Genomic DNA, 18,324 nt, shown 5'->3' on the forward strand with positions numbered 1-18,324 from the left:
TTATTAACATTCAAATTTTTTAAGGAGAATCTTGCAATCATTTCGGAATCATTTAATGATTATAAGATACGAAAAAATACAACTAAAAAACCTTAAGTCAAGGCAAATAATTGTGGATTAGCTTCTTGAAGGTGATCAGAAACGGTTGCCAATGTTGGTCTAAATTGACCTTACAGTTCACAAACCTTACGCATTATAGAGAAGAATCATTGTCACTTTGTCTAAAAGAAGAGTTGAGTGTAAGCAGAAGTGATGGAAAACAATACGGTCAATCAGCGTCTTCTGCTTAGTCTTACATTTCATCACCCTTTTTCTTCAATCGCCTTAAGTTCTTCCAATAACTGCTTGATCTGTATAAGGGCTTCCTCTTCTCTTATAATCTGTGAGACCTCATGTCGGTAATACTGATTCGTTCTGTCGCGTACTGCCGAAAGCCAGTTAAAGGAACCTTCTATTAATTCATAGTCATCAATAGCCAACGCTTTATTATGGATTCCATTTAGAATTTTCAACGTTACGCCGACATCTTCCAGGGCCTGTCTTCCTTTTCGCGCATTTTCCTTTAATTGTCCATTTGGTTGGTCTAAAAATTTATCAGTGTAAACTAATATTTCTATGCTTTCAGCTAGTTTGGTAATCTTATCGATTATGTCGTCTGCCTCTATTGCTAGCTGTGATATATATGGCGATACAATTACTATTCTTCTTTGAGCCTGTTCAAATGCTCTCTTTAAACATGCTCGATGTTTCTCAATCGTATTTACCCGATATTCAGATTGAATAGTGACATCATCATACAGGAATGAAGAAGACAGTTCGTTTTTAGCGCTTGAAAAAAGGTAATGAGCTAAGGCACCTGATGGCTTCATTGTATTCGTGGGATTGAATAACCGCATATTCCCCATCACAATGAAATGCTGTTTGGCTCTTGTTAAGGCAACATTTAACATGTTTGGGCCATTGTCAAAAAAAAGATTTCCATTATGGTTCTTACCGTAGGTAGACGAGAATATAATAATGGTCTTTTCTGCTCCCTGTAAGGCATGGACCGTACCAACGGTTATTTTAACGCTTACATTATACTTTTTTAATGCCTTTTTTATTTCCGTTTTCTGTGCTGAAAATGGGGTGACTATAGCCAGGCAATCTTCTATATTTTTATGCTCATCGCTCGGCTTTTCTTTATTAATTGAGGTCGTAATGATATCGCCATATCGCGCTATCCATTTGGCGATGGCCTCTGCCTCCTGTTTATTTTGAAGGCTTCCTGAAAAATGGTTGGTGGAATCTCCGGCTATATGGATATAAGCTAGCGGGGGTATAAAAATTGAAGACTCCTCACTCTCATAGCTAACTCCTTTTGAGCTACCCACCATGGGGCGAAGTGTGTTGTTATAGACAAAATCATTGCTAAATGCAATGAGCTCATTCACACACCTCCTATGTTCCGTTAATAGCGTGCCGTTAAAACCGTCAACCTGTGAATAATCAGAAGCATGCTGAGCCAAAAACATCAAATTTCCGGAAGAACACAGAACACCTTTTTCTTTTAAATGGTCGAAGGAATATTGCAATAATAGATTGGCTTCCTTGAGATTTCCTTTGTCAATATTATCATTCCGAACATTCCAAACGGGTTCTATCTGATAGACATCGCCAACAACAATTGCTTTCTTTGCCAAACTGAATGCCGGAACACCAACTTCAGGAGACACCTGCCCCGCCTCATCCACAATAAGTATATCAAATAACTCATAAAGAGGTTTAGATACCCATTGTTCATTTATTCTCATTGAGTAAGAAGCGAAATTAGGGAGTGAATGAAAGGTAGAAATAAATAGTGGCGTCAGATAACTCATTCTTGAAAAAAGATTCTCCCTGGCAGGTTTTCCGTTATTAGCCTTAAGTTTGGGACCTTTTTGTTCCATTATCCACTTGCCTTCCCAATAGTGTACTGCGCAGACAAATGAATCATATCGAAGGGAGACATCGAGAATGCAATTAAATTGTTCTATTGCGTCAAGATCGTTAAATTCTTTTTGTATGATACATCTTCTTTTTTCATCGAGCTGTTGGAGATAATTTTGCCACAGAGTTTCGAGTCTTCCACTGTATTCATCGGATTGACACTTGAGCTTATATAAATAGTTATAAATCTCCTGTCGTTTCGTGATTTCTTGCTTTGCTTTAGCTATTTCCTCTTCAATACGTTGGTATAGTGTAATAAACGTATCTTCTGTTTCTTCTATGGTCTTAATATTTTTGAGCTCCTCAAAAGGAGCGTCTATTAGAAAAAAGGAAAGTTTACGATGGAGTTTCTTTTTAAAATAAGGAATAAAACTGAATAGATGGACCAGTCTGATTGATTTTAAAAATATTCCTAATTCGGTTTTAAACTTCTTCAATGTTCCCTTTCTGTTTTCCAGCTCATTTAGCTTTCTCTTTATCAGGGCAGTCTCTTCAGTGAAATCTGCTAATGAACTGAGTTTGCAGTACTGCTTCTCCGCGTCATGTATTTCTTTTATTAAGGATAAGAAATGATCGATATAGTCACTATTGTCGACGATGTTCTTTTTTAGGTAATCTGTTATTGCTTTAAGGTCATGACGGTTATCAATATCGGCGAATTTCCTAAAACAGCTTATGTAGTACTTTTCGATATGGTGAATATCCGGCTCCAGATGATGATCAAAATAGTGTCCGGCTAAATCGAATTTTTGTTTAAACAAAAGCTGATATCCCTTTTTTAAAGCATCATTCTGTTTATTCTGATCCGTTGAAATCATATAGGTTCCCAAAGAGCTTAGCTCTGGAATCCATCGCGGAAGATTACCGTCCATGTTTCCGAAACTATCAAGAATATTGGTGATAGCCTGGTTATTTGTTGAAGAGGCCACCAGCCTAGGCGGTCTTGCACCATTAAGAACAGATTTTACGAGTTCATTCGCGAGGATACTTTGCAATAGTGTAGTCTTACCTGTTCCGGGTGGGCCGTTTACCGCCAGTATGTTGCCATTTGTTTGCTGTTCGTATACCAGCAGTGACTTTCGTTGGGAATTACTTAGCGGGAATTGATTGTTGAACTGTCCGTAGTGGCCCGGTTCTGCGAAAAGCAAATTGTCAGCTGGAATCTTTCGTGTTGATTTGGGTGTAAAATCTAATATTCTTGATAGTAGTAAAGGAAAGGCTCCGCTTTTCTGAAGGTCGGCATAGGTGTTCAGGATATTTTGCGCAGAAATTAGTTTATCCGATTTGATGATGCACACTTCATGCTTCACATTAAATTCATCGAATACTACTTTATAGTTCCGAAAGCCTGTTATCTTTTCAAAGAACTGAGCGGCACTTTCCCAATAGTTGTCAAAAGATTTATAATCAAACCGATGGTTCTCCAAGGCACTATCATAACTGTCCATCGTGCTGAGAATGGGCCAGATACCTGACGCTATTGAAATAGGTTCTAAAAAGCTTCGGCATATCCAGGGCTTGCGCAAGGATTCGTCTACAATGATAGTTCCTCCATGGGTTAACTTAACCTCTATCCAGAAAGGGAAGTTCTTTTTTATTTCACCTTTATTCTTTCCATGCGCTACTTTAGTTGATATATAAAATGGAGAGATGAGTATGTTGATTGCAGGTTGGTACCGGTTCTGATCTTTTTTCTCTTTTGTATCGTCCTTTTCATTTGGGGCATAGTTCCTGGCATAAAAGGATTTTAGATTTTCATTCGAAAGGTCAGATTTTGAACCAAGGAAATAACCTTGTTTTTCACAGGTATCCGGTGATATATCGGAAAGCTCCCTATCTGCCAAGCTGTTTCTATAATATTTTAGCCAATTGCCAATAAGCGTATTCTTCATTAATATTATAACCGGTATATTATATTTAATATGATAAGTTTATCTCAGCCTTAAATTTAAATAAAACTTTAGGAATGCAAAAAGAATTTCGGTATACCCACAATAGATACCGAAATGGGTAGATAAATTCATTTTAACTAGACTTCAGTTAATTTAAAATCGGAAAGATCTCCATAATTTATCACTCTATCTTTTAGCGGCTTCAAAAATCTTTACGTCCGCTGTAATGGTCGCTATAAAACTTTCACATGTAGAAAAGCGACATTCACATATAGAATCCAGCTATTCAAACCAAGTTAGTTGAACAGACCTCTCTAACGTCCGAAATTCGCTATCGGATATCCAGAAAACCCGTGGCCATAGGTAGGGCGTAACCGAAAACCCGTGATCAGAGTAGGCAATGGTTTAACAATTGATATACAAAAGATGAAACGTAAAAGTGGAAAATCCCGAATAGGAAAACTCTTCAGCCGGCCCATTACATTGCTCGCATTGGAGGCTGTTATGCTGGTAGCAGAAACGGAAGATAAATGTATCCCTTATGAGGGACTATAGAAATAGTGTTTACCGCCCGGCGGCTTTCGCCCGTCGGGCTAAATCATTAAAAATGGGGAATACACTTATAAATATAAAAAATCATTCTCTTAACTTTGCTATCAGCCATAAAGGAATTTCTTTAGAACCTACGAACCCCTTCTGGTACAAATTTCAGGTGGTGAGTGCAAGTTTCCGTAATTTTCTTCCATCGCTGGAATATGGAGAGCATGAGTCAAATTTCTTTAAACTGTTGACTAACCAGCAGCAAAGCTATTTTGAACAGTCACTCCAAGACGTACCCAAAAACCTTAAAGTCCGCTTTCATGGCTATACTTTGCAGGACATAAAAGCCAGACCGGGAGTAATTGCTACTTTTCATAGTGGATCTTTCCGGATGATCGGGCATTACTTGGCAAAAAATGATGTCCCATTTGCATTGGTTGTTTCAAAAAATGGCATGCAAAAAGAAAATGAATTGGTCAATATGAAATATGATAGCCAAAAAATAGAACACCTTGGTTTTAATCTGATCAATGCCAACGATAAAAACAGCCTACTGCGAATAAATAGAGAATTAAGGGACGGGAAAAATATTTTGGTTTATGTAGACGGTAATACCGGAACAGGAGACGACCTGACGAGCCGTAACCTTATATCCATCCCTTTTCTGAACCAACATGTCAAAGTAAGAGCAGGGGCAGCTTTTATTTCTTACCTGAGCAAATCCCCGATTTATCCGGTAGTTTCTACACGGCAATGGAAGCGTGTTCCCTGTCTCGATTTTTTTTCTCCGATATTACCGAATAAGGAGCTTAATAGGCAAATATTTATAGAGCAGGCCGTTTCACGAATCTATAAATATCTTGAGAAGGCTGTCTCCAAAAGGCCCTGGCAATGGGAAACATGGCTGCACTTGCATGCGCATGCGGACATTGTCAACCCGATCGCGGAACAGATATCCGAGTCCGTTAACACAGAAAGGAAAAAGAAAAGACTGGTCAGATTCAATGAAGAAGATTATAGCTTTTTCAATATAACCGGCGAGTATTTTCTTTTCAGGAAAAGAGATTATCAATGTTTCGGTATCGAACGCTGGTTATATAGGCGGCTGGAACAGATTTATAGAAAGGATTATCCTTTTACAGTCCCTTTATTGCAGCGGAATCACATGAAAGATCTCATAACCAATAGAGTTGTATTAGAAATCTAAGAAAAGAGAATATGCAATCATTAGATGCGATCGCTGCACAGGGAAATAACGTCCTTTGCACACTTTTTTACGGAAAATGGCCTAATTTTTTTATCTTGTGGAATGATGAACCAAAAAATCCGGAAGATATGGCCACTTTTTTCCGTAAACACCCCCTGTTATTTAATTTTATCTGTTGGATAATCTATGCTCAGTTTGTGTACATCTACAATCTGCCCAAAATCAGTTATGTCGACTACAGTCATATACTTTTTCTCTGCTTATTGTATTCGATTATCTTTTACAGTAATTTCTTTCTTCTTAAATTTATCGAAAGCCGGAAAATAAATATTGGGATCGCTATATTATTGGTAATCTCCACTTTCTTTATACTGGCAGCACTGGGCTATGTGTGCATCTATGGAATATTGCCGCTATTTGGGGCTAAATTATATTATGAGGATGTGCCGTTTAAACTGAGCCTGTACCTGCGCAATATACTTTCCCCTTATATCAAATACGCCAGCTATGCCATTATCGTGTATTTTATACTGAAATGGTTTGCCAATCTGGCGTACAAACGCCGGATGGAAAAAGCACATTACGAAATGGAACGGGAAAAGTTCGAATATGAACAGGCATTTTTAAGGGCACAGGTCAACCCGCACTTTCTGCATAATTCACTAAATTTTATCTATACAGAAGCACTTTCTTTATCCAAATCATTGGCCGAGAGCATCTACCTGCTTTCCATGATGATGCGTTATTCGTTGGACAATGCGGTGAAAGGCAAACAGCTGGTGCCGGTGCATAAGGAGCTGGAATATCTAGAAATTTACCTCGAAATCAACCGGAGACGCTTTGGCAAAGGAAAAAATATTGTATTTGAATTTGAAGGCGATCGCTATCTGCATTCGATTCCGCCTTTATCCTTTATTACGCTTGTGGAAAATGCTTTCAAATATGGAGACCTATCAGTTCCGCTATATCCCTTGCAGATCAAGATCGTGGTCAATCGGGATAAAATTTATTTCTATAGTTCCAATAAAAAACGGATCAGCAAAACATTGGATACTTCCGGCAGCCACATTGGTCTGAAAAATGTGGAGCGGAGACTGAGAGGTGCTTTTAAGGACAAGGCCAGACTCAGGCGTACGGAAGACAATGAGATTTATACAGTTGAGTTATTTATTGATTTTTCCGCTGATACAAATAAACTACCATGATAAACTGTTTCGCAATTGATGATGAACCTGCCGCACTGGAACAGATTTCACGTTACCTAAGCCAGGTTCCGGACATCCGTTTGATGGGGACCGCCACAAGACCACTCGAAGGTTTAAAAATGATCCCGAAACTAAATGTTCATGCAGTTTTTCTTGACATGGAAATGGATGAAATGACGGGTACCGAAGTGATGCGCGAGCTTGACCCTTCGGTTAAAGTGGTCGTCTGTACTGCTTATACAGAATTTGCAATCGAAAGTATCGAGCTCGATGCAGTGGATTATCTGTTAAAGCCTGTTCAATTCGATCGATTTGCAAAAGCAGTGGAAAAGCTGAAGGAAAGGATACTGCACAGAACATTGGAATTACCCACAGTAAAAAACGATTACATCTTTGTACAGATCGAACATAAAGGAAAATTAAAGAAGATAGATTTCAGTGATGTCATTTATGTAGAAGCAAGGGGAAACGATGTGATATTCCACAAACATGATGAATTTGTATTGACTTCCATGCGGATGGACGATGTTGAATCCGAACTGCGTCTGACTGACGGTTTTATACGAATCCACCGATCTTATATCATATCTATAAAGATGATTGACCTGATCGATGAAGGTATGGCTATACTGAAAAATAAAACAGGGCTGATCATCGGAAAAACATATAAGGACTATGTTCTAAAGACGTTGTATCAACACTAATCACCAACATGAGATGTATGCCAGATCGAACCGAATTGTGCGCGCCGATGACCTTCATGAACTCATTAATGAGGTATTGATATCAGAAACGTATAAAGAGAGCTTCACGTCTTATAAACGGGTCATAAAACAATATTTTTTAAGTCTGGAAACAAATATCTCGGCTACAGTCCTCCATGAGCCGTTCAGCAGGTATACATTAATAGGAAAATACCAACTCAATATAACCGATGTAATGCAGGAGTGGTGGAGGAAACTTGAACAGGAAAAGGAAAGAAGAATAAAGATAGCTTACGGGAATAACTATCGGGCTGCGGTCTATTACTATGCACTGAACCAGGGAATCCGGTTTCTGGAAGGCTTATTTCAGCACTATCCCGATTGTTTTCACGAAGACAGACCACTGCCCCCTTTTATACCCTATTTCAGGTCAACAACCTTTTTGAGGAATGTACGCACATTATTGGGAGAGCTATATAAAAATCGCGTGGATCGACAGCTGATGGTCTCCCTACAAAACTACTATTCCGGGTTTTCCGATAAAAGCATGATGAGTTATTTTAAATGGCATCATTGGCATTATGCCATCAGGCTTGCAGCTGAATTGCCTTCACGTCTGTCTTACTTGAAATATTCGGATCGCTACGAACGGGAGCTGATCGAACAGCTGATAACCCTGAATTTCAATTATGGCCCCTTCTGTCATCTTATCAAAGAAAAAATGGCAAAGGCTGTGGAAAATCTGGACGATGAATATAAAAAAGAAGAACAATGGCTAATTTACAGAAACCAGTTGGCGCTGATCCCTGAAGTAAAAAAACAGGCCGCCGATAACCAGATGCCGTCCATAAGGCAGCAACTTTTAACATACAGTAAACGTAAGCGTAAAGAGCTCCGCAAGCGTCGAAGCTTATGGTCAAAATTTCCGGTGGGTGCAATTGATCCGGCAACGGGCCGCTACCATTTTCAGGTTTCCCTTACCGAACGGCAGCTACTTTTCTTTTTCCGCGTGCTGTTGGAAATGAAAATACTTGTGGTGGATACCAAGAAAATGTTATTTGCTTTTATAGCAGACTTTATCGGAACACCCAACAGAGAACACCTGGCGCTGCATAGTTTACTGAGTAAGGATACCATTCCCTCTCAACAGGTGATCAATAAAGTAAAACAGATGTTAACCTCAATGTTGAATTACATAAATTCCAAGTATCCCTGATCAAGGGTTCATCCTATATAGCATCCCAAGCTCTCTCAGGTAAGCCAACAGTTCATCAAACCATTCGTCGTTGATCTTTGGATGTTCTGCAACCTTTTCCAGTCCGGCATTGAAAATATCTTCTATCGTTAGCCATCCAATTTTGTTGCACGTTTTAATAAAACTAGCGCTTAAGGGGTGCTGGTTCAGGGGAAGTGTCTCCAGGCCCGTTAATTTTTCCAGTTCCGACATCTTATTCATCGGCATAAAAATAAGAATATTTTACTACTTATTAGTAGTATCTAATTAGTAGTAACTTATTAATGGTAACATATAAATATCCTTATGGCTTATTTTGTTTGTATGTCGCAAAAGGAAATATCACCATCGGAAGATGAAGATTTAAGAAAACTGGGAGAAAGGATAAAAGCACTCCGGATCAAAGCCGGGTATGCCAATTACGAAAAATTTGCCAATGCCCATGATCTAGCGCGAGCACAATATGGTCGCTATGAGGCAGGCGAAAACTTACAGTACAAAAGCCTTTTGAAAGTCATGAAAGCACTTAATGTGACACCCAAAGAGTTCTTCAGTGAAGGTTTTGACTAATATTGCACATTTTTTCTCATTTTTTCACCACCTAATACCTTTAATAGGCCGTAAATAAGCTCTGATATTACACATGTAGCTGTTCCGACACCACCTTCACCACTTTATTTCCATCCGTAAAACCTGAGTATTTGTAGCGCACCAAAATTTTTGCTTATGATACTCGAAATCGCCAATAATCTTTACCGGCAACTTTCAGATGAGCTGGCAATGATCGAACAGGAAGAAATAACAGATAAGCTGGAAATTGCCAAAAAATTGCTGACTGCGCGTTCTTATCTCGTTGAACTTAAAAACAGGACTGTAAACTATACCTTTAGCAGTGAACAGGAAGAAATAGCTTTTTTTAAGACTAAAAAGCCTACGTTTATAAGTCAGGTACTTTATTATTCTGCCAGACAACGGATTGAATTGACGAAACCGGAAGGCACGGCCGATCAACTTAAGAAATATTACCGTTATCTCCTCAAAGGGATCGAGAAATTCTATCGCGACAACCGTGAACTTCACAGCTATCATCGTTCCGGAGCTGACCACCTCGACCGCCTTCTGTTTATGCGTTCGTCTACAGAACCACCGTCATGGCTCTGTCCGGTACGGATTGACTACGACGAACGTTTCTCCACCCCGGCAGATTATCTCATCGGTAAGATTCTTTCCAATGAGCGTATGACCACCTATCTACGGAAGCTGATAGATGGAAAGGACAATGTTACCGACATCGAAGCGGGGAACGACATGGTTTGGACCGGAGAAAGCATTAATTTGCTGGAAACTGCCTACGGATGGTACTGTACCGGACAGATCAACAAGGGTCACGCGGGAATAGGTGAAATTGTCCGTAAGCTGGAAATTCTCTTCAATGTAAAAATCGGACGCCCTTACAGAAGATTTGCCGAAATCAAGCAGCGCAAAAGGCTCAGTCGTACCAAATATATTGACGAAATGGGTAAAGCTATAATCCAAAAGCTGGATGATGAAGATGCATATCGCCCGGACATCCAAAATAGACGATTTTAAATCAGATTGTCCTTCAGGTGTTTACGCGTTTATTTTTGGGTACTACCCAGTAGGTTGTCAAGCAAAAAAACGTAGTCTATCAAACTTTGCTTCGTAAAAGCTGCATAATGGAGTGCAGCTGAAAGCAAAGTATTATGTTAAAACATATCACATGGCAGGAGTTCTTACTTGCCGCCACCTTGTTGACATTCCTATGGTATATCAGCGTAATCCTGCTCCTTTTCAGAAAAGAATTAAAAAGGTTGTTGACAGGTAAAAAACACGGTGCCGAAAAAAGACCACACAGCGGAACAAAGGAGAATGACCTCGATACAGAACAAACGGAAAGCGTGGACGATGACCTGATGGGTAAGACGAAACTTCCCGAAGGGATGAGTGTCATGGGCATGGACGAATTCTCTTTCCGGAAAAGGGATGAAGAGCACAAAGAAAAAATGCTCGGCAACATTCCCGATCTGCTGGAAGAGATGAAACAGCTTTTTCAGATCCTAAAAGACGAGGAAGGGACAAAAGAAGATTTCCTTATCCTGATGGATGGATTCAAACCACGCCTCAAGGCTATCCGTACCGATTCCAACCAGCAATCCCTTAATGAATTTATTACCCGGCATGCCCCTTTTCCCCTTTCGGAAAGAGAGTTGGAAAACTTCTGGGAATAAAATTTTTTAGAGAAACTTAAAATCATCCTTATATGAATCGCAACAATCATAAAAAACAGGCTATTGCCAGGATACTCTTCGCCTTATATATCTTTTTCAGTTATCAGTTTTTCCTTTCCATTCCACTATTTGCGCAGGACGGGGATGCCGGTATCCAGTCAGCAACCGATAAGGTGAAGGGGTATTTTGATTCGGGAATTGACCTGATGTATGCCATCGGTGCGGTGGTAGGCATTATAGGAGCTGTCAAGGTTTTCAATAAATGGAATGCTGGAGAACCCGACACGAATAAAGTGGCAGCTTCATGGTTTGGAAGCTGCGTCTTTCTGGTCATTGTGGCCACTGTTCTCAAATCATTTTTTGGTGTATAAAAAGAGCAGACTATGAGCGGCATTTATTCCATCAACAAAGGTGTTTCGCAGCCAATTGTGTTCAAAGGCCTCAAGGCGCAGTATATTATCTATCTGGCAATAGGGCTGGTTGTTCTTCTGATTCTCTTTGCGTTATTGTATATCATGGATACCAGTCTGTTGATCGTTTTACCCCTGATTCTGATGCTGGGCACAGCACATTTTTTATTGGTTTTTCATTTAAGCCACCGCTTCGGAACGCACGGCCTGATGAAATATCTGGCAAAGAGAAGGCTGCCCCACACCATACGATTCCGCTCGCGCCGTCTATTTACTTCTTTAAATGCACACACGCATTCCGTTAACCATAAATAAAAAAATGATATGATAGCCGAAGCAACAAACATATTTCCTATTTACAAAGTGGAGCACGACTGTATACTCAGCAGACAGGGAGATATTACGGTAGCCTATGAACTGACCCTGCCCGAGATTTTCACTTTATCGGAACGGGATTATACGGCTTATCACAGCACCTTTGTCAAGGCAATCAAGGTACTGCAAAACCATACCGTCCTACATAAACAGGATTGGCACACACAGGCGAGCTATAAAGCAGACTACGAAGGAAAGGATGGTTTCCTTGCCCGTAGCAGTGAAAAGTTTTTTAATGAACGACCTTATCTGGCTCATTCCTGCTATCTTTTCCTGACCAAAAAGCCAAATGGGCGCAAGCCTGCCACATCCGCTTATAACAATCTTTTACGGAGGACGATTGTTCCGGCGCAAACCGTGGACGAAAACCTTTTCCAACATTTTCTGGACAGCGCGGGGCAATTCGAACGGATATTAACAGATAGCGGATTTATTAGGCCGAGGCGATTGAGAAATGATGAGTTAGCGGGAACGTCGGTAAAGGCAGGGATTATGGAACGTTACTGTTTTCTGTTAACAGAAAACGAGCAGTCGATAGTACGTGACATTAATCTGCAAAATGGTTTGAAAATAGGTGACCGGTACTGTCAGCTGTATACACTTGCTGATACCGAGAACCTTCCTGCCCTGTGCGGAAGCAGGATCAACTATGAAAAATACAGTACAGATCGGACCAAGTTCAGTATTGGTTTTGCAAGTCCATTAGGGCAGCTCTTAAATTGTAATCATATTTACAACCAATATATACTGATCGAAGATCCGCAAAAAACGATCAAGGCGCTGGAATCTAAAAAGCTCCGGCTACAATCTCTTTCGATGTACAGCAGGGAAAACGCCCTGGCAATGGAGGCAGTCAACGGCTTTCTGAACGAGGCCATCGGTGAGCAGCGGCTGCCTATTAAAGCGCATTTCAACGTGCTGGTATGGTCGGATAAACCGGAAGATGCAGAACTTAGAAATCAGGTCAGTTCGGCACTTGCTCAAATGGACTGCACGGCCAAACAGGAGACAGACGGCATGGCCCAGATATGGTACGCCGGAATGCCCGGAGCAGGGGCCGATTTTCCCATCAATGATACTTTTGACAGCTTTGCCGAGCAGGCTGCATGTTTCTTCAATCTGGAAACCAACTATAAAGATAGCATCAGTCCGTTCGGTATCCGTCTTGGAGACCGGATAAGTGGTCGACCCGTGCATGTGGATATTTCGGACGAGCCCTGGAAACAGGGATGGATCACCAATCGGGCAAAATTTATATTGGGTCCTTCGGGTTCGGGAAAAAGTTTTCTGACCAACCATTTCATGCGGAGCTACCATGAGCAGGGTGCACATATCATTATTGTGGATATTGGCCACAGCTATAAGGGATTGTGCGATCTGGTAGGCGGTTACTATTTTACTTATTCGGATGATGACCCCATACGTTTCAATCCTTTCTATCTGCCTGAAGGTAGCTCGCTCGACACCGAAAAAAAAGAAAGCATTAAGACCTTGCTGTTATCCTTATGGAAAAAGGATAGCGAACCTTACAAAAGGTCCGAGTATGTTGCGATATCCAATGCCCTAACCTTTTACTACGCTTACTTAGACGAAAATCCCGACATCTTTCCTTCATTCAACAGCTTTTACGAATTTCTCTTATCCGAATATTCGCCGGTACTTAAAGAAGCGCAGGTAAAGGAAAAAGATTTTGACCTGGGGAGTTTTCTTTATGTACTCAATCCTTACTACAAGGGTGGGGAGTTTGATTACCTGTTGAACGCCAATGAAAATCTGGACTTACTTCATCAACGGTTCATTGTGATGGAACTGGATGCAGTGAAAGACCACCCCGTGCTTTTTCCTGTGATTACCCTTGTCATAATGGAAATGATTATATCAAAGATGCGGAAAATACCGCAGATCAGGAAAGTTGTGCTGCTGGAAGAAGCATGGAAGGCAATTGCAAAAGATAGTATGGCCGAACATGTGCGCTACCTATGGAAAACCATGCGCAAGTTCTTTGGTGAACCTATCGTAGTGACGCAGGAAATCGAGGACATTATCAGTTCGCCCATCGTAAAAAATGCCATCATTAATAATTCTGACACGAAGATATTGCTCGATCAGTCCAAATATGCCAACAAGTTTGAGCAGGTACAGGAACTGCTGGGGCTTACGGATAAGGAGAAAGCACTGGTGCTATCCATGAACAAAGCTAACGATCCCGACCACTCGTACAAGGAGGTGTTTATCAGCCTTGGTGGACACAGCAAGGTCTACCGTACCGAAGTATCACCCAAAGAGTATTGGACCTATACCACGGAGGCCAGTGAAAAGGTAAAGGTACAGGAATACGCCCTGCGATATGGTAGTATGCAGAAAGGTATTGAGATGCTTGTCAAAGAAACACTCGGTCAATAATGAATAAGCTAATGAAAACTATAAAAAATTTGACGCACAAAATCAGGAAGATTATGAAGAAGTATATGATTATGCTTCCCCTTAGCGCCGCCACGTTGTTTGTAGGTGTACCGAAAGGGGCCAGCGCACAGATTGCCCTAGCGGAAGTGATCCGCACGGGCGTAAAAAGGGTCATCAAAGCGGTAGATCTAAAGATACAACGCTTGCAGAACGAAGCGATATGGCTACAGAATGCCCAGAAAGTATTGGAAAATCAGCTTTCCAAGCTGAAACTCACCGAAATTGCCGATTGGACGGAAAAACAGAAAGAACTCTACCGTAAATACTATCAGGAACTTTGGGAAATCAAATCAGCTGTTACCTATTACAAACGCCTGAAAGAACTCACGGCAAAACAGGTTGAACTGGTCAATGAATATAAGTGGGCATGGAATCTCTTTAAACGTGATAAACATTTCTCGCCCGAAGAGATTTCCGTTATGGAGAAAGTTTATTCAGGGATACTGGATGCAAGCGTCAAAAATGCGGATGAGCTTTTATTAGTGGTGAACAGCTTTAAAACACAGATGTCGGATGCCGCCAGACTGGAAATCATTGCCGGTGCAGCCGATAAAATCGATCGGAACCTTACCGACCTGAAAAAATTCAATCACGAAAACATTAAACTGAGCATCCAGCGGGCAACCTCATTGGATGAAGTGGTCACCTTAAAAGAGATTTATGGGATACAGGAATAAGCTATCGGTATTTTACAGTGCGCTGTTCAGCGTATTATTGTGCTGGATTGCAATATTGCCACTTTCTTCTGTGAACAATATTGCCCAAGCCCAAACATTCTCGGAGTTTTTTAAACAGAAAAAGACGCAGAAAAAATACCTGTTGACACAGATTGCAGCCTTGCAGCTTTATTCGGGCTATGTAAGAGATGGTTATAATATTGCGCGTTCAGGACTGCAAACGGTAAAGGGTTTTACTGGTGGGGAGTTCAGTCTCCATAATGCCTTTATCAGCTCATTAAAAACTGTAAGCCCCTTCATCAGAAACCATATAAAAGTGGCTGAAATCATCGCTTTCCAGCTTACCATCAGCAAACTGTTTAATATGCTCGAAAGGGACAATGGAGACCTTTCAGTTTCACATAAGGCCTATATCGAAAAGATTCACGCTAAGCTGTCGGAGGATTGTAGCAGGGATATGGAGGAACTGTTCCTGATTATTGCTCCCGGTAAAATCGAAATGACAGAAGCTCAGCGCTTGCAGCGGTTAGATAAGGTGTTTACGTCTATGCGTGACAAGTTCTCATTTGCCCAACATTTCGCGGGACAAGTAAATGTTTTAAAAGAACAGATAAGATCAGAATTAAAGTCCGTGAATCAAATCCACCATATGTATGAAACAGCTAATTGAAAAAGGCAGGTATTTTCTCTTTGCGGTAGCTGCTTACTGCCTAACAATGGCATTGCCCTTACGGTCATCTGGGCAGTCTACCGAAATACAGCAATTGATCCTCAATGCAGAAAAGTTGAGCCAGTTCAAAAACATTTTAAGGGATATGAAAACGGGTTATGATATAATCAGCAATGGTTATAATACGATCAGGAATATAGCAGAGGGCAACTTTTCCCTGCATACCGTTTTTCTTGATGGCCTGATGCTGGTCAGTCCCGAAGTGAAAAAATATGGACGGATTGCCGACATCATCAGCTTGCAAGGTAGGATCAATTCGGAATATCGATCCGCACTATCACATTTCAGAAGTTCGGCAATATTCAACTCCGGAGAATTGGAATATATGGCTAATGTGTACGGAAGGCTATTGAACCAGAGCAAAGACAACCTGGAGGATCTTCTCCTGGTGATCACTTCCTCTCAATTGAGAATGAGCGATGAAGAGCGTCTAGCGCAGATCGACCGTATTTACAACGACATACAGGATAAGTTACTTTTCCTCCGGAAATTCAATGAATCAGGTAATGTATTGCTGGCGCAGAGGAAAAGAGAAATAAATGATATCAAAGGTATCAGTCAATTTTTTAACGGTAAAAACCCATGAAAAAAATTAAACTTGCGGCCGTCCTGTTGGCGGTTGTCGCACTTGTCTTCCCGCTTGCCAGTCGCGCGGATATTGCCCAGACCTTGGGCGGCATGCAGCCCGTACTGGACAGTGTGCGGGACGACATGCAGCCGTTAAGCGGAAAACTCATCGACGTTGCGCGTGCCATAGCTGGTTTTGGCGCCCTCTGGTATACCGCCAGTCGTGTATGGCGCCAGATTGCGGCCGCTGAATCCATCGATTTTTATCCGCTTTTGCGTCCATTCGGTCTTGGTCTTGCCATTATGTTTTTTCCCGCGGTTATCGATCTGATGAACGGTGTACTGCAACCGACTGTGCTTGCCACTGGGGCAATGGTCAGAGACAGTAATGATGCAATAATAGCACTCCTGAAACAAAAAGAGGCGGCAGTAAAAAAATCCGATCTGTATAATATTTATGTCGGAGAAGACGGTAACGGCGATCGTTCCGAATGGTATAAATACAAGTATCCCGAAAACGAGAACGGCTCCGGCGAGGGACTTTTGGAAGGACTGGGCCACGATATGCAGTTCTGGATGGAGAAACAATCTTACAATTTCCGCAATTCGGTAAAGCAATGGATGAGTGAGGTTTTGCAGGTTGTTTTCGCAGCTGCTTCTCTGTGCATCAATACGATCCGGACATTTTTCTTGATCGTGCTCTCCATACTAGGGCCCTTTGTGCTTGGTATAGCGGTCTTTGATGGTTTCCAGCAATCGCTTGTCCAATGGCTTGCCCGGTATATCAACGTCTTTTTATGGCTTCCCATCAGTAACATATTCGGAAGTATACTTGGCAAAATTCAGGAGAATATGCTCAAAATAGATATCGGACAGATCGGCCAGTCAGGTGACACCTTTTTCAGTACCTATGATACCGCTTACCTGATATTTATGCTGATCGGAATTGTAGGGTATTTCACTGTTCCCAATGTAGCTAACTACGTGGTGCAGGCAGGAGGAGCCAATGCGATGTTGCAGAAAGTAACCAGTATCGTAACCACTTCGGCCATGGCCGCGGGAGGTTTGGCGACAGGTGGGGCTGCTGGTGTAATGCAGGGAGGTTCCAACATCTTACAGGCCGGAAAACAATATTCCGGGCAGCAGGAAGGTTCGGGCTCATATGGTGCATCAGGTACAATGGGAAAAGGAGGAGCCTACCTCTATGACAAGCTTTCCGGTAAATAATTCAAATTAAAGACAAGCCTATGTTTACACAGTTCAGAAATATTGATACGGCCTTCAGGCATATAAAAAGGTTCAGTATCGCCCTGATATTGGCCAATGTTCTGACAGTCTGTTTCTGTGCCTACAAAAGCTATCAGATGGTAGAAGCAGCTCAGCAACGGATTTATATTCTATATAACGGGAAGGTGATGGAAGCCCTTGCAACACATAGGCAAGGTAACCTGCCTGTTGAGCTACGGGATCATATCAAAACGTTCCACTATTACTTTTTTAACCTCATTCCGGACGATAAAGCCATAGAGACCAGTGTTTCAAAGGCATTTTATCTCGCGGACGAGTCTGCCAAGAAGCAGTATGACAACCTGAAGGAATCGGGTTATTACAACAACCTGATCTCGGCCAATATCTCACAGGAAATTGAGGTGGACAGCACCGTGCTTGATATAGACCAATATCCCTACACATTTATCTGTTATGCTACCCAAAAGCTCACCCGCTCAACCAGCACGGCATTGAAGAGACTGGTCACCAAAGGGAAAGTACGCGACTTAAAGCAACAGACCGATAATAACCCACATGGCTTTCTGATAGAGCATTGGGAAGTCCTCAAAAACGAAAACCAGTTGCCATGAAACTCTACAGGAAACAACAGGATAGGAAGCAGCAGCAACATGAACAGGATGAAACGGCTTACCGGATAGCGATGAAAATCGTTAAGGGACAACAACGGTTTGCTTCCTTTTTGAATAAAAAGGCCAGTGGCTTACCCCGATGGGTTTTGCTATCCGCTTTCCTCTTATGCTTTCTCTCTATTGGAGCTTACTGTATTTACCTGTTGGTCCGGGCACTGAATTGAAATTGATCATCAAAAAAAAC

The 18,324-nt window shown here is 41.4% G+C and carries 19 protein-coding genes; 17 read left to right on the top strand and 2 right to left on the bottom strand.

Annotated features, from left to right (window positions below; genetic code table 11):
- Window positions 1-302: 302 nt before the first annotated feature.
- Window positions 303-3,860: an AAA domain-containing protein gene (locus RYH73_RS23775; RefSeq protein ID WP_335315980.1), complete on the bottom strand. Its 3,558-nt coding sequence runs from the start codon at window positions 3,858-3,860 to the stop codon at window positions 303-305.
- Between the two features lie 426 nt (window positions 3,861-4,286).
- Here RYH73_RS23775 and RYH73_RS23780 point away from each other — a divergent pair, with 426 nt between their 5' ends.
- From RYH73_RS23780 to RYH73_RS23800, 5 genes are read left to right on the top strand one after another with little or no spacing between them, the layout of a single operon-like run.
- The gene (locus RYH73_RS23780) at window positions 4,287-4,415 is read left to right on the top strand and encodes a hypothetical protein (RefSeq protein ID WP_256377669.1); all 129 of its coding nucleotides are present in this window, start codon (window positions 4,287-4,289) and stop codon (window positions 4,413-4,415) included.
- Window positions 4,402-5,607, top strand: coding sequence for an LpxL/LpxP family acyltransferase (locus RYH73_RS23785; RefSeq protein WP_335315981.1), 1,206 nt, complete (start codon window positions 4,402-4,404; stop codon window positions 5,605-5,607). The genes RYH73_RS23780 and RYH73_RS23785 overlap by 14 nt, the downstream gene beginning before the upstream one ends.
- An 11-nt stretch (window positions 5,608-5,618) precedes the next feature.
- Window positions 5,619-6,812 (top strand): sensor histidine kinase, encoded by a 1,194-nt coding sequence (locus tag RYH73_RS23790; RefSeq protein WP_335315982.1) that lies wholly within the window; start codon window positions 5,619-5,621, stop codon window positions 6,810-6,812.
- Window positions 6,809-7,516 carry a LytR/AlgR family response regulator transcription factor gene (locus tag RYH73_RS23795; RefSeq protein ID WP_335315983.1) on the top strand — a complete coding sequence of 236 codons (708 nt, stop codon included), beginning with the start codon at window positions 6,809-6,811 and terminating at the stop codon, window positions 7,514-7,516. The genes RYH73_RS23790 and RYH73_RS23795 overlap by 4 nt, the downstream gene beginning before the upstream one ends.
- Window positions 7,517-7,529: 13 nt before the next feature.
- Entirely contained in the window at window positions 7,530-8,732 is a 1,203-nt protein-coding gene (locus tag RYH73_RS23800; protein WP_335315984.1) for a hypothetical protein, read from the top strand.
- Here the strand turns inward: RYH73_RS23800 and RYH73_RS23805 are convergent, their stop codons facing one another.
- Window positions 8,733-8,972 carry a hypothetical protein gene (locus RYH73_RS23805; RefSeq protein ID WP_130858260.1) on the bottom strand — a complete coding sequence of 80 codons (240 nt, stop codon included), beginning with the start codon at window positions 8,970-8,972 and terminating at the stop codon, window positions 8,733-8,735.
- Between the two features lie 102 nt (window positions 8,973-9,074).
- Between RYH73_RS23805 and RYH73_RS23810 the strand changes: the two genes are divergently transcribed.
- From RYH73_RS23810 to RYH73_RS23865, 12 genes are all read left to right on the top strand, one after another.
- On the top strand, window positions 9,075-9,320 hold the full coding sequence (locus RYH73_RS23810; protein WP_130858259.1) for a helix-turn-helix domain-containing protein: 246 nt from the start codon (window positions 9,075-9,077) through the stop codon (window positions 9,318-9,320).
- 156 nt (window positions 9,321-9,476) lie between these two features.
- Complete coding sequence (locus RYH73_RS23815; protein ID WP_130858258.1) at window positions 9,477-10,340, top strand: RteC domain-containing protein; 864 nt, start codon at window positions 9,477-9,479, stop codon at window positions 10,338-10,340.
- Window positions 10,341-10,474: 134 nt separating this feature from the next.
- Window positions 10,475-10,999, top strand: coding sequence for a hypothetical protein (locus RYH73_RS23820; RefSeq protein ID WP_130858257.1), 525 nt, complete (start codon window positions 10,475-10,477; stop codon window positions 10,997-10,999).
- A gap of 32 nt (window positions 11,000-11,031) precedes the next feature.
- A complete protein-coding gene (locus RYH73_RS23825; protein WP_130858256.1) occupies window positions 11,032-11,370 on the top strand; it encodes a DUF4134 domain-containing protein in 339 nt (112 codons plus the stop codon).
- A gap of 12 nt (window positions 11,371-11,382) precedes the next feature.
- On the top strand, window positions 11,383-11,724 hold the full coding sequence (locus RYH73_RS23830) for a DUF4133 domain-containing protein (RefSeq protein WP_130858255.1): 342 nt from the start codon (window positions 11,383-11,385) through the stop codon (window positions 11,722-11,724).
- Window positions 11,725-11,733: 9 nt separating this feature from the next.
- Window positions 11,734-14,187: a TraG family conjugative transposon ATPase gene (locus tag RYH73_RS23835; protein WP_130858254.1), complete on the top strand. Its 2,454-nt coding sequence runs from the start codon at window positions 11,734-11,736 to the stop codon at window positions 14,185-14,187.
- 53 nt (window positions 14,188-14,240) lie between these two features.
- Entirely contained in the window at window positions 14,241-14,924 is a 684-nt protein-coding gene (locus RYH73_RS23840) for a conjugal transfer protein TraI (RefSeq protein ID WP_242627395.1), read from the top strand.
- Complete coding sequence (locus RYH73_RS23845; protein WP_130858252.1) at window positions 14,908-15,594, top strand: hypothetical protein; 687 nt, start codon at window positions 14,908-14,910, stop codon at window positions 15,592-15,594. The genes RYH73_RS23840 and RYH73_RS23845 overlap by 17 nt, the downstream gene beginning before the upstream one ends.
- Window positions 15,578-16,240: a TerB family tellurite resistance protein gene (locus RYH73_RS23850; RefSeq protein ID WP_130858251.1), complete on the top strand. Its 663-nt coding sequence runs from the start codon at window positions 15,578-15,580 to the stop codon at window positions 16,238-16,240. The genes RYH73_RS23845 and RYH73_RS23850 overlap by 17 nt, the downstream gene beginning before the upstream one ends.
- Window positions 16,237-17,448 carry a conjugative transposon protein TraJ gene (traJ, locus tag RYH73_RS23855; RefSeq protein ID WP_130858250.1) on the top strand — a complete coding sequence of 404 codons (1,212 nt, stop codon included), beginning with the start codon at window positions 16,237-16,239 and terminating at the stop codon, window positions 17,446-17,448. Before RYH73_RS23850 ends, traJ begins: the two co-directional genes overlap by 4 nt.
- A gap of 20 nt (window positions 17,449-17,468) precedes the next feature.
- Entirely contained in the window at window positions 17,469-18,080 is a 612-nt protein-coding gene (gene traK, locus RYH73_RS23860; protein ID WP_013663559.1) for a conjugative transposon protein TraK, read from the top strand.
- The gene (locus RYH73_RS23865) at window positions 18,077-18,304 is read left to right on the top strand and encodes a hypothetical protein (protein WP_041387017.1); all 228 of its coding nucleotides are present in this window, start codon (window positions 18,077-18,079) and stop codon (window positions 18,302-18,304) included. The genes traK and RYH73_RS23865 overlap by 4 nt, the downstream gene beginning before the upstream one ends.
- Window positions 18,305-18,324: the final 20 nt, after the last annotated feature.

The sequence above is a fragment of the Olivibacter sp. CPCC 100613 genome (assembly GCF_036959255.1).
GTDB lineage: Bacteria > Bacteroidota > Bacteroidia > Sphingobacteriales > Sphingobacteriaceae > Olivibacter.

Coding starts and splice junctions, on each gene's coding strand:
- RYH73_RS23775 (WP_335315980.1), bottom strand. CDS start 3,860: ATGAAGAATACGCTTATTGGCAATTGGCTAAAATATTATAGAAACAGC.
- RYH73_RS23835 (WP_130858254.1), top strand. CDS start 11,734: ATGATAGCCGAAGCAACAAACATATTTCCTATTTACAAAGTGGAGCAC.
- RYH73_RS23865 (WP_041387017.1), top strand. CDS start 18,077: ATGAAACTCTACAGGAAACAACAGGATAGGAAGCAGCAGCAACATGAA.
- RYH73_RS23850 (WP_130858251.1), top strand. CDS start 15,578: ATGAAACAGCTAATTGAAAAAGGCAGGTATTTTCTCTTTGCGGTAGCT.
- RYH73_RS23830 (WP_130858255.1), top strand. CDS start 11,383: ATGAGCGGCATTTATTCCATCAACAAAGGTGTTTCGCAGCCAATTGTG.
- RYH73_RS23785 (WP_335315981.1), top strand. CDS start 4,402: ATGAGGGACTATAGAAATAGTGTTTACCGCCCGGCGGCTTTCGCCCGT.
- RYH73_RS23790 (WP_335315982.1), top strand. CDS start 5,619: ATGCAATCATTAGATGCGATCGCTGCACAGGGAAATAACGTCCTTTGC.
- RYH73_RS23815 (WP_130858258.1), top strand. CDS start 9,477: ATGATACTCGAAATCGCCAATAATCTTTACCGGCAACTTTCAGATGAG.
- RYH73_RS23840 (WP_242627395.1), top strand. CDS start 14,241: ATGAAGAAGTATATGATTATGCTTCCCCTTAGCGCCGCCACGTTGTTT.
- RYH73_RS23805 (WP_130858260.1), bottom strand. CDS start 8,972: ATGAATAAGATGTCGGAACTGGAAAAATTAACGGGCCTGGAGACACTT.
- RYH73_RS23820 (WP_130858257.1), top strand. CDS start 10,475: ATGTTAAAACATATCACATGGCAGGAGTTCTTACTTGCCGCCACCTTG.
- RYH73_RS23845 (WP_130858252.1), top strand. CDS start 14,908: ATGGGATACAGGAATAAGCTATCGGTATTTTACAGTGCGCTGTTCAGC.
- traK (WP_013663559.1), top strand. CDS start 17,469: ATGTTTACACAGTTCAGAAATATTGATACGGCCTTCAGGCATATAAAA.
- RYH73_RS23795 (WP_335315983.1), top strand. CDS start 6,809: ATGATAAACTGTTTCGCAATTGATGATGAACCTGCCGCACTGGAACAG.
- RYH73_RS23810 (WP_130858259.1), top strand. CDS start 9,075: ATGTCGCAAAAGGAAATATCACCATCGGAAGATGAAGATTTAAGAAAA.
- traJ (WP_130858250.1), top strand. CDS start 16,237: ATGAAAAAAATTAAACTTGCGGCCGTCCTGTTGGCGGTTGTCGCACTT.
- RYH73_RS23825 (WP_130858256.1), top strand. CDS start 11,032: ATGAATCGCAACAATCATAAAAAACAGGCTATTGCCAGGATACTCTTC.
- RYH73_RS23800 (WP_335315984.1), top strand. CDS start 7,530: ATGTATGCCAGATCGAACCGAATTGTGCGCGCCGATGACCTTCATGAA.
- RYH73_RS23780 (WP_256377669.1), top strand. CDS start 4,287: ATGAAACGTAAAAGTGGAAAATCCCGAATAGGAAAACTCTTCAGCCGG.